General features: G+C 65.0%; 9 protein-coding genes and 1 pseudogene. 3 read left to right on the plus strand and 7 right to left on the minus strand.

Annotated features, from left to right (window positions below):
* Positions 1–168: 168 nt before the first annotated feature.
* Both M529_RS44900 and M529_RS44905 read right to left on the minus strand, forming a co-directional pair.
* A complete protein-coding gene (locus tag M529_RS44900; protein WP_013039775.1) occupies positions 169–1,518 on the minus strand; it encodes an IS1380-like element ISSp1 family transposase in 1,350 nt (449 codons plus the stop codon).
* A gap of 127 nt (positions 1,519–1,645) precedes the next feature.
* Positions 1,646–2,659 (minus strand): annotated as a pseudogene (locus tag M529_RS44905) (acyl-CoA carboxylase subunit beta); the annotation flags it as partial.
* A 213-nt stretch (positions 2,660–2,872) separates the two neighbouring features.
* Between M529_RS44905 and M529_RS44910 the strand changes: the two are divergent.
* Entirely contained in the window at positions 2,873–4,288 is a 1,416-nt protein-coding gene (locus tag M529_RS44910; protein ID WP_021319788.1) for a helix-turn-helix domain-containing protein, read from the plus strand.
* A gap of 5 nt (positions 4,289–4,293) precedes the next feature.
* On the opposite strand, the gene dnaE is transcribed toward M529_RS44910, so the two are convergent.
* A complete protein-coding gene (dnaE, locus tag M529_RS44915) occupies positions 4,294–7,827 on the minus strand; it encodes a DNA polymerase III subunit alpha (protein WP_021319789.1) in 3,534 nt (1,177 codons plus the stop codon).
* Positions 7,828–8,061: 234 nt separating this feature from the next.
* Between dnaE and M529_RS44920 the strand changes: the two genes are divergently transcribed.
* Positions 8,062–9,873: a diguanylate cyclase gene (locus tag M529_RS44920; protein ID WP_021319790.1), complete on the plus strand. Its 1,812-nt coding sequence runs from the start codon at positions 8,062–8,064 to the stop codon at positions 9,871–9,873.
* Here the strand turns inward: M529_RS44920 and M529_RS44925 are convergent, their stop codons facing one another.
* Both M529_RS44925 and M529_RS44930 read right to left on the minus strand, forming a co-directional pair.
* Positions 9,874–10,548, minus strand: a complete 675-nt coding sequence (locus M529_RS44925; RefSeq protein WP_021319791.1) for an ABC transporter ATP-binding protein — start codon at positions 10,546–10,548, stop codon at positions 9,874–9,876. It lies immediately after the preceding gene.
* Entirely contained in the window at positions 10,541–11,791 is a 1,251-nt protein-coding gene (locus M529_RS44930; RefSeq protein ID WP_021319792.1) for a lipoprotein-releasing ABC transporter permease subunit, read from the minus strand. Before M529_RS44930 ends, M529_RS44925 begins: the two co-directional genes overlap by 8 nt.
* 492 nt (positions 11,792–12,283) lie before the next feature.
* On the opposite strand from M529_RS44930, the gene M529_RS44935 reads away from it, so the two are divergent.
* A complete protein-coding gene (locus M529_RS44935; protein WP_021319793.1) occupies positions 12,284–12,748 on the plus strand; it encodes an Hsp20 family protein in 465 nt (154 codons plus the stop codon).
* A 63-nt stretch (positions 12,749–12,811) separates the two neighbouring features.
* Here M529_RS44935 and M529_RS44940 read toward each other — a convergent pair whose 3' ends face one another.
* Positions 12,812–13,252, minus strand: coding sequence for an acetyltransferase (locus tag M529_RS44940; protein WP_269078891.1), 441 nt, complete (start codon positions 13,250–13,252; stop codon positions 12,812–12,814).
* Between the two features lie 2 nt (positions 13,253–13,254).
* Complete coding sequence (locus M529_RS44945) at positions 13,255–15,177, minus strand: potassium transporter Kup (RefSeq protein WP_021319795.1); 1,923 nt, start codon at positions 15,175–15,177, stop codon at positions 13,255–13,257.
* Positions 15,178–15,248 lie beyond the last annotated feature (71 nt).

Consider the following 15,248-nt stretch of genomic DNA (forward strand, 5'->3'; position numbering starts at 1 on the left):
CCTCTCTTATTCACGACGCTCGGTTTCGGGCCCGCTCTGGGCATTTGCTGCGGCTGGCTGTATTGCGCGGACGACCGGCATCGCTGGCGTTTGTTTCACCGCATTCGGATTGATGGGCTTTTCGGGTTGAAGGGCTGGGCTCGGAGTTCTGCGGCGCTGCCGCATGGGCTACGTCGGCGCAGGCTTCAGCCGGAGAACGAGGGCGCGGAACAGGTCGGCATCCGGACAGGCGGAAGCGAAGGCAATGCGGATGCGGCTAGCACTTTCTACGACGCGCGCAGCGACCTTGAGCAGCCGCAGGCGCAAGGTGGTAAACTCCGCGCTTGCCAGAGCAGCGGTCCTGGGCATCGCCTGCTGGATGCGCCATAGCAGCCAGTATGCGGCAGTGTGCAGTATCAGGCGCATCTGATTGGCATTGGCCGAGCGGCACGAGGTTCGGTCGCTGGCGAGCTGGGACTTGTGGCGCTTGATCAGGTTCTCGGCCTGACCACGCGCGCAGTAGAGCGTGTCGTAGATGTGCTCGGCCGATCCTGTTGCCAACGAGGTGACGACATAGCGGATGTCCATGCCCAGCGTGCTGGCCTCGATCCGTGCAACGACGCGACGCTGGCACTTCCAGGTCTTTGCCCCATAGCGGGTCTCGGCATAGTTGCGCAGGACGGGACACTGACGCTGGGCGCGCTTGACCGCGCAGGCATCGGCGACCGCAACAATGGCGGGATCGGCGCGCAGCGCTGAATTGGTGGGCAGGCCGAACACGTAATCGACGCGGGCCGCATCGCAGTAGGCCATGACCTCGGGTCGACCATAGTGCCCGTCGCCGCGGATAGTGATGTGGGTATCGGGCCAATTACGGCGCAGGTGACGCACCAGGCGTCGGATGTGCCCCGCCGCCTCCTTTCCAGAAGGCGTCTTGCCTGTGCGCAGCAGCATGGCCACCGGCCTGCCGGTCGCGGTGTCGTAGATATGGATCGGTAGGAAGCAGCGCTCCCCATGATGCCCGTTCCAGAACGAGAGCTGTTGATAGCCATGCACGACGTCGCACGTGTCGTCGATATCCAGCGTGACCGCTGTCGGAGGGGCGGGATAGCTGGCGCAGTAGATGTCGATCATCGCGGCCATCATGCTGGCCAGTTCGCGCGTAGTCGGTGCATTTTCCCACCGGCTCATCGTCGGTTGGCTGGCCAGCCCCGCGCCCGATTCCGGCAGCTTGCCGAGCGCCAGGCGGAAGCCTGGATCGTCGCGCAGAGCATCGAGATCATCGGCATCCTCATAGCCGCACGCAATCGCGAACACACGGGCACGCAGAATGTCATCCAGGCGATGGATCACCCGCGCTGGATCGCGCGGATCGGCAATACAAGCCGCCAGGCGCTGGCAAATCCCCATCGCGCGCTCGGCCTGTGCAAGCAGTAGAACACCGCCATCCGAGGTAAGCCGGCCACCGTCGAACGCAGCTGTGATTTTCTTGCGGCCGACTGCTGGGAATCCAAATGAGCTTGCGATATCATCGTTCATGGCGGGTGTGGCCCGTGGCATTTTCTGCCCTGCGGCAGGTTCGGCTTAGACACCCAGTTCCTAATTCAGATCAGAGGCTTACGCCACTCCCGCCAACCCTTCAGGACACTTTTGGTGAATAAGGCGGGTTGATGTCCAGCACCCCGGCCAGAACCATCGGCTGGTTGGCGATGATGCCCACGGTCCTGCCCTCGATCCGGCCAAAACCGCAAAGAATGTTGCCCGCATGGGCCGGCTGCACTTCGAAGAAGTCGCCTTCGTCCACGACCTTCCGGATCAGTTCGTGCATGTCATAGGGCTGGTTGGCATTGGCGGGGACCAGCGTGTCAAGGCTCTCCTCGACCCGGTCCCAGGCGTCCGCGGTCGGCCGCTCGGGGACCGGCTCGCGGTTTGACGCCGGCAGGAAATCGACGAAATCGCGCACCGCCAGCAGCGCCTCGATGTCGTTCTCGAACGCGACATCGGCCACGCCCGACTTCGTCGTGTGGGTGACCGCCCCGCCAAGCTGTTCCTGTGTCACCACCTCATTGGTGACGGTCTTCACCACGTCAGGACCGGTCACGAACATGAAGCTGCTATCCTTCACCATGAAGATGAAGTCGGTCATAGCCGGCGAATAGACCGCCCCGCCCGCGCAGGGGCCCATGATGACGCTGATCTGCGGCACGACGCCCGACGCCAGCACGTTGCGCTGGAAGATCTCGGCATAGCCGCCCAGTGACGCCACGCCTTCTTGGATTCGCGCGCCGCCGCTGTCGTTGAGGCCGATGACGGGCGCGCCGACCTTCATCGCCATGTCCATGATCTTGCAGATCTTCATCGCGTGCCGTTCCGACACCGCGCCGCCATAGACGGTGAAGTCCTGGCTGAAGACGAACACCAGGCGGCCGTTGATGGTGCCCGATCCTGTCACCACCCCGTCGCCCGGGATATGCGCGGCATCCATGCCGAAATCGACGCAATTATGTTCGACATACATGTCGACTTCCTCGAAGCTGCCTTCGTCAAGCAGCACCTCCAGCCGCTCGCGCGCGGTCAGCTTGCCCCTGGCATGCTGGGCGTCGATACGGCGCTGGCCGCCCCCAAGGCGCGCGGCCTCGCGCTTGGCTTCGAGCTGTTCGATGATGGCGAGCTTCGACATCGGCAGGTCTCTCCGAGATTGTTGGACTGCTCTTTGCAGTCCACCTTCCGCTTCGCAAATGCAAATTTGCCAATTTGCAAATCCCAACTTCGCAAACTAGAGACGTAACAGAGTGTCGTTTCGTATCCCGGCGAAGGTCGTGGTGGAGTACGAAGCGTGGAACTGGACCCCGGCCTTCGCAGGGGGAACGGCGCATCAGGAGACATCAGCGTCATGGCACGCGGCAATCGAATTTTTGCAGGGCCTCGCCTGCGCCAGCTTCGCCTTGACCATCGCATGGACCAGGCGACGATGGCGCTCGCGCTCGGCATCTCGGTATCCTATCTGTCGCAGCTCGAAAATGACGACCGCCCCCTGACCGCCAAAGTGAAGGCGGCCGTAGCCAGCGCGTTCCCTACCGACTGGGCGAGCTTCGACGCGCGGGAGGAGGAGCAGCTGCTGGGCGCCTTCACCTATGCGCTGGCCCATCCCGAACTGCCGGGCGCGCCGATGGAGCCTGAGCGGATCGAGAAGCTGCACCTGCAATTCCCGGAATTCGCCGCACGCTATGTCGACCTCTACAACGCCCATATGCGAGCCAACGAACGCATCAACATGATCGAGGAGGCGATCGCCAACGATCATGAAGTGCAGGCCCGCCTGCCTTGGGAGGCCGCGCGCGACTGGTTTCATGAGGCCGGCAACTATGTCCACGCGCTCGATTGCCTGGCCGAGGAAATGGCCGAAAGCTTCACCCAGGGCCAGGTGCTGGACGAAGGGATGCTGGTGGAGGCGCTCGCCCGCCGGCACGGCATCGAAACGCTGATCGCCGAAACCCCCGACAGCGCGCTACGCGCCTATCGCGCCGCCGACAAGCGCCTGTTCATCAACGCGGCGCTGCCGACCGAAAGCCGCAAGTTCATGCTCGGGCATCAGCTCATGATGCTGGAGGGGCAGGCGGTGATCGCCGATGTCGTGCGCAAGGCCGGCCTGCCCGTCCCCGGCGCAGACCGGCTGCTGGCGATCGGCCTCGGCAACTATGCCGCTGGCGCGCTGCTGATGCCCTATGCTTCGTTCCGCGCTGCGGCCCGAGAGGTGCGTCACGACATCGACCGTCTCTCCCGCCGTTTCGGCGTCAGTTTCGAGCAGGCCTGCCACCGCCTCTCGACCCTACAAAGGCCGGGTCTGCGCGGCATTCCCTTCTTCTTCTGCCGTGTCGACATGGCCGGCAACATCACCAAGCGGCATAGTGCCACCCGGCTGCAATTCGCCCGCTTCGGCGGCGCCTGCCCGCTGTGGAACGTGCACGAGGCGGTCGCCGTGCCCGACCGGATCAACGTGCAGCTGGGCGAGACGCCCGACGGCGTGCGCTATGTCTCCATGGCCAAGGGGCTGGTGAAACCCTCGGGCAGTTACAAGCGCACGCCCCGCCGCTATGCCGTGGTGTTGGGTTGCGAGATCGCTCACGCCGCCAACTTCGTCTATGCCGACGGCCTTCAGCTGGAGGTGGAGGGCGCGGCGACCCCGATCGGTATCACCTGCCGCCTCTGCCCCCGCCAGAGCTGCGACCAGCGCGCCTTCCCGCCCGCCGACCGGCCGATCCATGTGGACCCGGACAACCGCCAGATCGTCCCCTACTGGATAGGCTGAACCAGTCAGCCGACCAGGCGCATACCCGACCGCCGGTTCCGCGCGCGGTAGCCGTCCGCCTTGGGCTCCATTCGTTCGAAGGCGTGGATCGACAGGCCCGGCACGGTCGCGATCGCATCCACCTGGTCCGCGCCGATGCTGTAGTCATCGCCCAGGAACAGGCGCGCCGCCTGCCCACCGCCCACCGGCGCGCGCAGGAACACCTCGCTTCGTCCGCCTTTCGCGCGGGACAGGAGCTGCGCCAGCGCCACCACCGCCGTCTCGTCCACGGCATCGACCGTCAGCTCCATGCGCGAGGCATTGGCGATCGCTCGGAAAGGCTCGACGCCGCGCACGGTTACGCGCGGCGTCTCCTCGCCGGGGAGCCGGTCCAGCTCCACCATCAGCAGCGCGCAATCGCCGTCGCGCGCCAGCTCCTCGATTGCCTTGCAGGCATCCTCGTCGAAGCAGCTCGCCTGGAACTGGCCCGAACTGTCGGAAAAGGTGGCGTTGGCATAGCGCGCGCCACGCCTGGTCTCGCGCCAGCGCACATCCTCAACCATCGCCGCCATGACGCCATTGGCGCGGCCGCCTTCCGCCACCGGCTCCGTACAGATCGCGCCATAGCTCTTTGCGCCGCGCGCGTCGGCGAGGTGGCGGTATCGGTCGACCGGGTGCGCGGAGAAATAGAAACCGAAGGCTTCCTTCTCCTGCGCCATGCGATCAGCGGTCGACCAGGTCTGGTGCGGCGGAATGCGAACGTCGGCATGGCTGCTTTCGACCTCGCCGAATAGGCCGCCCTGCCCGCTTTCCCGGGCTTCGGCCGCGCTGGCGGCCACCGACAGGATGGTCTCGGCCGCCGCATGGACGCCGGCGCGGTCTGCATGGATGCCATCGAACGCGCCTGCCGCCGCCAGGCTCTCCAGCTGCCGGCGGTTGAGCAGGCGCGGCTCGATCCGGTCGGCGAAATCGTCCAGCGACTTGAACGGCCCTGCCGCCTCGCGCTCGGCGACGAGCTGTTCCATCGCCTTCTCTCCCACGCCCTTGAGGCCGCCCAGCGCATAGCGCACGGCAAAGCCCAGGCGCGGATCTTCGCCCTCGAACGGCACGGCTTCGACCGTGAAGTCGGCCTCGCTGCGATTGATGTCCGGTGGCAGGCAGGTCAGCCCCATGCGCCGCATATCGTCCACGAACACGGTCAGCTTGTCCGTCAGATGGATGTCGAACGCCATCGATCCGGCATAGAATTCCGCCGGATAATGCGCCTTCAGCCAGGCCGTCTGATAGGCAAGCAGGGCATAGGCGGCCGCGTGGCTCTTGTTGAAACCATAGCCCGCGAATTTGTCGATCAAGTCGAACAGCTCGTTCGCCTTCGCCGGCTTGATGTCGCTCGCGGCGCAGCCTTCGACGAAGCGGGCGCGCTGGGCGTCCATCTCGGCCTTGATCTTCTTGCCCATCGCGCGGCGCAGCAGGTCCGCGTCGCCCAGGCTGTAGCCCGCAAGGATCTGCGCGGCCTGCATCACCTGTTCCTGATAGACGAAGATGCCGTAGGTCTCTTCCAGGATCGGTTTCAGGAGAATATGAGGATATTCAATCTCTTCCTGGCCGTTCTTGCGACGCCCGAACATTGGGATATTGTCCATCGGGCCCGGGCGATAGAGTGACACCAGCGCGATGATGTCGCCGAAATTGGTCGGACGCACGGCAGCGAGCGTCTTGCGCATGCCCTCCGATTCCAGCTGGAACACACCGACCGTATCGCCGCGCTGGAGCAGTTCGTAGACCGCCGGATCGTCCCAGCCGAGGGCGTTGAGATCCACCTCCACCCCGCGCGCGGCCAGCAACTGCACCGCCTTCTGCAAGACCGACAGCGTTTTGAGGCCGAGAAAGTCGAACTTCACCAGCCCCGCACCCTCGACATATTTCATGTCGAACTGGGTCACGGGCATGTCCGACCGAGGATCGCGGTAGAGCGGGACGAGCTGCGAGAGCGGCCGGTCACCGATCACCACGCCCGCGGCATGGGTGGAGCTGTGGCGCGGAAAACCCTCCAGCTTCATCGCATAGTCGATCAGGCGGCGGACCTGGTTGTCATTGTCATATTCCGCCCTGAACTCCGCGACGCCGTTCAGCGAGCGCTCCAGCGTCCACGGATCGGTGGGGTGGTTGGGGACGAGCTTCGCCAGCCGGTCCACCTGGCCGTAGCTCATCTGGAGCACGCGGCCGGTATCCTTCAGCACCGCGCGTGCCTTCAGCTTACCGAAGGTGATGATCTGCGCCACATGGTCCGAACCATATTTCTGCTGGACGTAACGAATCACCTCGCCGCGCCGGGTTTCGCAGAAATCGATGTCGAAGTCGGGCATCGACACGCGCTCGGGATTGAGGAAGCGCTCGAACAGCAGCCCCAGTTGCAGCGGGTCGAGATCGGTGATGGTAAGCGCCCAGGCGACCAGCGATCCGGCGCCCGAACCGCGCCCCGGCCCGACCGGAATGTCCTGCGCCTTGGCCCACTGGATGAAGTCGGCGACGATCAAGAAATAGCCCGGAAAGCCCATCTGCACGATGATGTCGGTTTCGAACTTCAGCCGCTCATAATAGGGCCGCCGCGCCTCCTCGCCGACGATGCCGGCTTTCTCCAGCCGCGCCTCCAGCCCCGCCGCCGCCTGATCCCGCAGCATCCGTGCCTCGCCCTCGATGTCGCCGGCAAGGCTGGGGAGGATCGGCTTGCGCTTGGGCGCGGCCACGGCGCAGCGCTGCGCCACGACCAGCGTGTTGGCCAGCGCCTCCGGCAAATCCTCGAACAGCCGCTTCATTTCCCCCGCCGGCTTCATCCAGGCGTCGGGCGAACTGGTGCGGCGGTCGGCCGTTTCCACATAGGCCCCATCGGCGATGCACAGCATCACGTCATGCGCCTCATGGAAATGCGGTTCGGCAAAGCAGGTCGGGTTGGTCGCCACCAGCGGCAGGTCGCGATCATAAGCGAGGTCTAGTAGGAACGGTTCCGCTTTCCCTTCCACCGGGTCGAGGCGCCGGCAGATTTCGACATAGAGCCGGTCGGGAAACAGCGCCTCCAGCGCGGCGGCATAGCTGCGTGCGGCCGCCGGCTGATCCTCGGCGAACAGCCGCGCGATGGCGCCTTCGCCGCCGGCGGTCAGGGCCAGCAGGCCGTCGGTACGCCCTTGAAGCGCCGACAGCGGCACATGCGGCACCTCCTCCACCGGCCGGTCGAGATGCGCCATCGAAACCAGCGCACAGAGATTGTCATAGCCAACGGCGTCCTGCGCATAGAGCGCCAGCCAGTCATGGACCGGCGGCGCATTGGCAGGCCGATCCGGCCGCAGCACGCCCAGCATGGCGCCGATGATCGGCTGCACGCCTTCATCCCTGCAGGCGTCGGAGAAAGCCATGGAGCCGTAAAGGCCGTTGCGATCGGTGATCGCCGCCGCAGGGAAACCCAGCGCCTTCGCCTGCTTCGCGATCTTCTTGGGATCGATCGCACCTTCAAGCATGGTGAAGGAGGAAAAGATACGAAGCGGGACGAAGGGGGCATGCGACATCGGGCGAAGATAGGCATTGCCGCCGAGTCGGCGCCACCCCCCTGGGACGGAAAGCTGTGGGTAAAGGCTTGCCTTGTCCCCCGGCTGCTGATCCTATGCGAAAGAGCGGCTGGAGAATGCCATGGCGATCAGCCATCCGGGCATGGGCAGCGAGGTTAGCGGGCGGCCGGACCGGATCGCTTCGGCGTGAATTTAACATATTGAACATCACTGCGAGCTAATCAGGCACGGACCATGCGCCTTTCCACGATCACCAACTGGGCCTATGGGGCCACCGTCCTTCTGACCCTGGCATCGGGCACAACGATGCTGCTGGCATCGGGCGCAGAGGAGCAGGAACGGGCCGCCGTCGCGCAGCGCGCCACCTTCGACCAGCTCACCGCCACGCTGGAAGAGGATGTCTATCGCCTGACCGAGCAGGCACGAGGCTTCGCCATCACCCGCGACCCCACCCATGTGGTCGCCTATAACCGCGAAAGGGCGGCGCTCCGTTCCGTCGAGGACCGGATCACCCATCTGAAGGACGCGGGTGCCGACGAAAGCGAGCTCGCCGCCCTGCGGCAGGCGCTGCATTGGGCCGATACGCTGACCGAAGACCAAGAACGCGCGATCCGCGCTGCGCAGGCCGGGGACGATTCGACCGCCCGCACCATCCTGTTCGGCGACGAATATGGCCGCGAGCTGGACCGGGTCGCCGCGCAGGTCGCGAAGTTCCAGTATATGCTGGACCAGCGAACGGATAATGCCGTGCGCAGCGCCACGGACAGCGCACGCCAATGGCGTCGCATGTCGGAGATCACGCTCGGCATCACCGCGCTGCTCTTCCTCTTCGTGCTCTATTTCGTCCTGAAGCAGCGCATCCTGCGTCCCGTGGTGCGCCTAAGCGACGTCGTCACCCGGCTTGCCGCCCAGGATTTCGCGGCGGAGCCGCCGAACTTCCCCCAGGTGGACGAGATCGGCGACATGGCGCAAGCGATCCGCATCTTCCGCGAGAACGGGCTGGAACGCCAGCGGCTGGAGCAGGAGCGCGACGTGGACCGCACCATGCGCGACCTGCTGTCGCGCATGACCCAGCGATTGCAGGGCTGCGACAGCACGCAGGATCTGGTGGATGTCGTGCGCCGCTTCACGCCGGAGATCGCGCCCGATTTTCCCGGGCGACTCTATATCCACGATCTGCGCCGCAACATGATGGTGGAAGCCTGCGCCTGGCTGACGCCGCACCAGTCGCGGACGGAGTTCCTGCCGTCGGCCTGCTGGGCGCTGCGGCGAGGACAGACCCACAAGCCGGTCGGCCGTGAGATGGTCGACATTGCGTGCGAGCATCTGGATGATGGCGGCCCCATTTCCACCATCTGCATCCCGCTGGCAGCCCAGGGCGAGAGCATCGGCCTGCTTTATTTCGAGCAACCCGGCGCGGTCGCATCCGATGCGCTCGACCGTACCGAGAAATATCTGGAGATGTTGGCGGAAAATATCGGCCTTGCCCTCGCCAACCTGCGCCTGCGCGACGCGCTGCGGGAAATGGCGATGGCGGACGCGCTGACCGGCCTTGCCAACCGCCGCCGTTTCGACGCCGCGCTGGAACAGCAGGTCGAGGAGGCCGAGCGTCTGAAGACTCCCTTTTCCTGTCTCATGATCGACATCGACCACTTCAAGCGCTTCAACGACAGCTATGGCCACGATGCCGGCGACGCGGTGCTGCGCGCGGTGGGGGCGGTGTTGCGCGAGTCTTTGCGGGAACAGGGATTCGCCTTCCGCCTGGGTGGCGAGGAGTTCGTACTGCTGATGCCTGGCTTCGCGATCGGCCAGGCGATCGAGCGCGCCGAGCAGGTGCGCGAGCGCATCCGCACGCTGAAGGTTGAGCATCGCGGGCAGGAACTGGGGCCGGTCACCGCCTCCTTCGGCCTGGCTGTTTTTCCCGACCACGGTCCAGCCGACACGATCATGCGGACGGCCGATGCTGCCCTGCTGCGGGCAAAGACCGAAGGGCGCGACCGGGTCGTCATCGCGACCGTCCGCGACGGCGCGTCCGCCCTCGCCTGATCAGGTCTCCAGCACGCCCTCGTGCAGCCGGACCACCCGGTCCATCTTGGCCGCCAACCGCTCATTATGAGTCGCGACGAGCGCCGCCGATCCTTCCCCACGCACCAGCCGCAGAAACTCGGCGAGCACGACATCGGCCGTGCGCTCGTCCAGATTGCCGGTCGGCTCGTCCGCCAGCACCAGCGCAGGCCGGTTGGCCAAGGCGCGGGCGACTGCCACGCGCTGCTGCTCGCCGCCCGAAAGCTGGCTCGGCCGGTGCTCCAGCCGATGTGCGAGCCCAAGCGACGACAACAGCGACTCGGCTCGGGCCTGCGCCGCGTTCATCGCCACGTCCCGGATAACCTGCGGCAGGATGACGTTCTCCACAGCATTGAAGTCCGGCAGCAGATGATGGAACTGATAGACGAAGCCCAGCGCGTCGCGGCGCAGGCGGGTGCGCCCGTCATTATCCAGCCTGGCTGCTTCCTCCCCGCCGATGCGGATCGACCCTTCGAACCCGCCTTCCAGCAGGCCGACCGCCTGCAGCAGCGTCGACTTGCCCGATCCCGAGGGACCGAGCAGCGCGACGATCTCCCCCTGCCCTACGCTCAGGTCCACGCCGCGCAGAACTTCGATGGTGACGCCGCCCTGGGTGAAGGCACGGCGCAGGCCGGAAACCCGCAATATGTCATTCATAGCGCAGCACCTGCACGGGATCGGTATTGGCCGCCTTGAACGCCGGATAGAGCGTGGCGAGGAAGCTGAAGACCAGCGCCATCAGGCAGATGATCGTGATCTCGATCGGGTCGGGCTTGGACGGCAGCTCGGTCAGGAACCGGATGGAGGGATCCCAGAGATTCTGGCCGGTGACGAACTGGATGGCGTTCACCACGCTCTGGCGGAAGAACAGGAAGGTGAAGCCCAGAACCATACCCGCCGCCATGCCCAGCGTGCCGATGGTGACCCCGACGGTCATGAAGATTCTGACCAGCCCGGCCCGGCTCGCCCCCATGGTCCGCAGGATCGCGATGTCGCGGGTCTTGGCCCGCACCAGCATGATGAGCGAGGAGAGGATGTTGAATACCGCAACCAGCACGATGATCGACAGCACCACGAACATCGCCACACGTTCCACCGCCAGCGCCTCGAACAGGCTGGCATTCATCTGCCGCCAGTCGGTCACCACCGCGCGACCAGCGACCTTCGCCGCCAGCGGCTCCAGAATCTGCCCGACCCGGTCGGCATTCACCGTCTCCACCTCGATCATGCCGACGACGTCGCCCAGCAGCAGCAGAGTCTGTGCGTCCTCCATGGGCATGACGACGAACGCCTTGTCATAGTCGTACACGCCGACTTCGAAGATCGCCGCCACCTGATAGGCGACTTGCCGCGGGACAGTGCCGAAGGGGGTGGATCGCCCCGCCGGATTGATGATGGTGATGGTGTCGCCCAGCTGCGCGCCCAGATTCTCCGCCAGCCGCGATCCGATCGCAACTCGGCCGCTATTGGGAGAAAGGTCGTTGAGGCTGCCCGCCACCACCTTGGTGCGCAGCGTCGGGTTGCTCCGGATGTCGGGCACGGTCATGCCGCGCACCAGGATCGCCTCGACCCGGCCCTGGAAGCTCGCCAGCAGCGGCTGCTCGATCAAGGGGGTGGCGCTGGTGACGCCGGGCGTCGCCTTCGCCTGCTTCAATATGTCGCGCCAGTCGGGCAGGCGCCCACCATAGCCCTGCACCACGGCATGGCCGTTCAGGCCGACGATCTTGTCGAACAGCTCTGCGCGGAAGCCGTTCATCACACTCATGACGATGATGAGGGCCGCGACGCCCAGCATCACCGCCACCAGGCTGATGCCCGCGACCAGGAAGATGAACCCCTCGCCCTTGCCCGGCAGCAAATAGCGCTTGGCGATCATGCGTTCGTAACGGGACAGAATCATGGATGCCGAACGGCTCCTGCGGAAAGGGTCTGAAGACCCTCTAGCAGCCCGTGTCCGCACGGCAAGCTTTGCGGGAATGTTGCGCCGTTGCCACAGGGGTCGGAGGAAAATCACAGCGCCCCGAAATAGCCCGTGACAGCCGGCTGCGCGCGCCATAGCACAGGCTGCGAAGCACAGGTAAAAAGGCCGTGGTTCAGGGATACTGCATCCCGCTTCGAGCTTAGGGGGCTGAGAAGCGGTCGAGGCAGGCCAAGGGGGAGACGAGCAATCGTCCATTAAGTGCCCGGGTCGCAAAAGCGCGATCCGGGCACTTTTTATTTCGGGCGTTTGCCGGCCGGCCATGCGCTCCCCCAACATTCCCAACCCTCCCTTGAACCTTCCGATTTCCGAACCATATCAATGCCGTCCGGTCGCCGCTTGGGGCCGGGCATCGTAACGCCGGACGCCATTTGGGTCCGGCCCGTTCATTTTGCTTCGTGAGGAGATGATGACATGCGTGCTTTTGACCTGACCCCCTATCGCCGCTCGACCGTGGGCTTCGATCGTCTGTTCGACCTGATCGAAAACAATGCCCGGTTGCAGCAGAGCGACAATTATCCGCCGTTCAATATCGAGCGCCTGTCCGAGGACCGCTATCGCGTCACCCTTGCGGTCGCGGGCTTCCGTCCGGAAGAGATCGACATCACCGCGCAGCAGAACCTGCTGCAGGTTGTCGGTCGCAAGGATGATTCCGCGAACGACCGCTCGAAGTTCCTGCATGTCGGCATCGCGAACCGCAGCTTCGAGCGTCGGTTCGAACTGGCCGATTTCGTGCGGGTGGAGAAGGCGGACCTGGCCGACGGCCTGCTCGTGATCGAGCTGGTGCGCGAAGTGCCCGAAGCGATGAAGCCCAAGAAGATAGCCATCAACGGCGGTCAGTTGGTCGACGTCAACGCGCAGGACCGCAGCGCCGCCTGACAAGAGCGTCGGCATGAGATATGGGGCGCGGCTATGTCGGCCGCGCCCTTTTTGCTGGGTCCGTCAGGCCGGACGGCGAAGGTGGATGAGCGGATAGGGCCGACCTTGCCCGTCCCGATCCGATTCGCCCACGGGCACGAACCCCATGCGCGCATAGAAGCCGGCTGCCTGCGCATTCTGCGCATTCACGTCGGCATCCAGCACGGGATGGTGCGTCAGCGCATGTGCCAGCAGGGCACGCCCCGCGCCCCTGCCATGATGGTGCGGGTCGACGAACAGCGCTTCGATCCGGCTTTCGTCGAGCAGCATGAAGCCGATCGGCCAATCATCGGCATCGATGGCGAGCAGGAGCGGCGCCGTCGGCAGGAAACGAGCCACCTCCGCCTCTATCGCCACGCGGTCCGCATCGGACAGGAAATCATGAGTCGCGTCGACCGCGCCGCGCCATATGGCCATGATGCGGTCGGCGTCGTGCGGAGCCGATGGCCTGATCCGGTAGCTCACCCCTAGATCTCGACCTGGCTGCCCAGCTCCACGACGCGGTTGGTGGGAAGGCGGAAGAATTCCATCGCGCTTTCCGCGTTCCGCAGCATCCAGGCGAAGATCTTCTCCCGCCACACCGGCATGCCGGGCTTGGACGAAGGCAGCAGTGTCTGCCGCGCCAGGAAGAAGCTGGTGTCCATCATCTTGAACGCCTGCCCGCAGCCGGTGACATTCTTCAGCGCGGCGGGCACGTCCGGTTCCTGCATGAAGCCATATTGCAGCACCACGCGGAAGAAACCCCGGCCCAGATCCTCCAGCCGATAGCGCGCCTCCTCCTCCACGACCGGCACGTCCTTGATCTTGACGGTCAGCAGGATCACGCGCTCGTGCAGCACCTTGTTGTGCTTCAGATTATGCAGCAGCGCATGGGGCACGCCGTCGGGAGTCGACGTCATGAACACCGCCGTGCCGGGCACCCGCACCGCGCTGTTGGCGGCGGACGCGACGAACACCGGGATCGGCATCGCCGCCTCGCGCAGCCGGTCCTGCACCAGCCGCCGCCCGCGCGACCAGGTGGTCAGCAGGGTGAAGATCACGAAGCCGATCAGCAGCGGGAACCAGCCGCCATCGGGGATTTTGGTGAAGTTCGCCGCCAGATAGGCGCCATCAACCAGGAAGAAGACCGACAGCAGCGGCGCGGAATAGTACCAGGGCCATTTCCACAGCCGGTAGAGCAGCACCATCAGCAACACGTTGTCGATGAACATCGCCCCGGTGACCGCAATGCCGTAAGCGGCCGTCAGGTTGGACGAGGTCTGGAACACCAGAACCAGCAGGATGACCATGATCATCAGCCCCCAGTTGATGAGGGGGATGTAGATCTGCCCGGCGGTCGATGCGCTGGTGTGGGATATGCGCAGACGCGGCATGAAGCCGAGTTGGATGGCCTGCTGCGTGACGGAGAAGGCGCCAGATATCACCGCCTGGCTGGCGATGATCGCGGCGAGCGTCGCGAGGCCCACCAGCGGAAGCTGCGCCCATTGCGGGGCCAGATTGTAGAAGGGGCTGTGCAGCGCCGCAGCGCCCTCCCGGAACAGCAGCGCGCCCTGCCCCATATAGTTCAGCATCAGCGCGGGCAGCACGAACACCAACCAGGACACGCGGATCGGGCTGCGCCCGAAATGGCCCATATCGGCATAGAGCGCCTCCGCGCCCGTCACCGCCAGCACGACAGCGCCCAGCGCAAGGAAGGCCGGCAAAGGATCGGTGACGAAGAACATCAGCGCCCAATAGGGGTTGAAGGCATAGAGAATGCCAGGCGTCTTGACGATGCTGAGGACGCCGAGCGCCGCGATCACGATGAAGTAGAGCATCATGACCGGCCCGAACAGCGTGGCGACTCGATTGGTCCCCCACCCCTGGATCCAGAACAGGCCGAACAGGATCACGACCGCCACCGGGAGGATCGCGGGTGCCAAGGCGCTGTTGTAGACCGCAAGACCCTCCACAGCGGAAAGCACCGAAACCGCCGGGGTGATCATCGAGTCGCCGTAGAAGAGCGAGGTCGCGAACACGCCGAGCAGCACGATGCCGCGCGACCAGCGCTGCGTCTTCGTCTGGCCGTTGATGAGCGCGAGCAGCGCCAGGCTGCCGCCCTCGCCCTTGTTGTCGGCCCGCATGATGATGGAGACATATTTCAGCGTCACCACCAGCATCATCGACCAGAACATCAGGCTGATGACACCCAATATGTGGTCGGGGTCGAGATCGAGGTGATGATGGCCGGCAAAGGTTTCGCGGAAGGCGTAGAGCGGGCTGGTGCCGATGTCGCCGAAGACGATGCCGATCGCGCCGACGACGAGCTTCAACGTCGCCTTCTGCCCGCAATGGCCATGCTCCCCCTCTCCGTCGGTCAGGACGGGGGTAATGGTTTCGGGGTCAGCCATGAGGTGTAAGCCGAATGGTCATGCTCTTCCGACAGCTGTGCGGCGCGACGTCCGGCATTGTTTCACCCCGC

It is taken from the genome of Sphingobium ummariense RL-3 (assembly GCF_000447205.1).
In the GTDB taxonomy this organism is placed as follows: domain Bacteria; phylum Pseudomonadota; class Alphaproteobacteria; order Sphingomonadales; family Sphingomonadaceae; genus Sphingobium; species Sphingobium ummariense.

What these genes read in the sequence shown, in the direction of transcription:
- M529_RS44945 (WP_021319795.1), bottom strand. Translation starts at nt 15,177, where the DNA reads ATGGCTGACCCCGAAACCATTACCCCCGTCCTGACCGACGGAGAGGGG.
- M529_RS44935 (WP_021319793.1), top strand. Translation starts at nt 12,284, where the DNA reads ATGCGTGCTTTTGACCTGACCCCCTATCGCCGCTCGACCGTGGGCTTC.
- dnaE (WP_021319789.1), bottom strand. Translation starts at nt 7,827, where the DNA reads ATGTCGCATGCCCCCTTCGTCCCGCTTCGTATCTTTTCCTCCTTCACC.
- M529_RS44920 (WP_021319790.1), top strand. Translation starts at nt 8,062, where the DNA reads ATGCGCCTTTCCACGATCACCAACTGGGCCTATGGGGCCACCGTCCTT.
- M529_RS44900 (WP_013039775.1), bottom strand. Translation starts at nt 1,518, where the DNA reads ATGAACGATGATATCGCAAGCTCATTTGGATTCCCAGCAGTCGGCCGC.
- M529_RS44910 (WP_021319788.1), top strand. Translation starts at nt 2,873, where the DNA reads ATGGCACGCGGCAATCGAATTTTTGCAGGGCCTCGCCTGCGCCAGCTT.
- M529_RS44925 (WP_021319791.1), bottom strand. Translation starts at nt 10,548, where the DNA reads ATGAATGACATATTGCGGGTTTCCGGCCTGCGCCGTGCCTTCACCCAG.
- M529_RS44930 (WP_021319792.1), bottom strand. Translation starts at nt 11,791, where the DNA reads ATGATTCTGTCCCGTTACGAACGCATGATCGCCAAGCGCTATTTGCTG.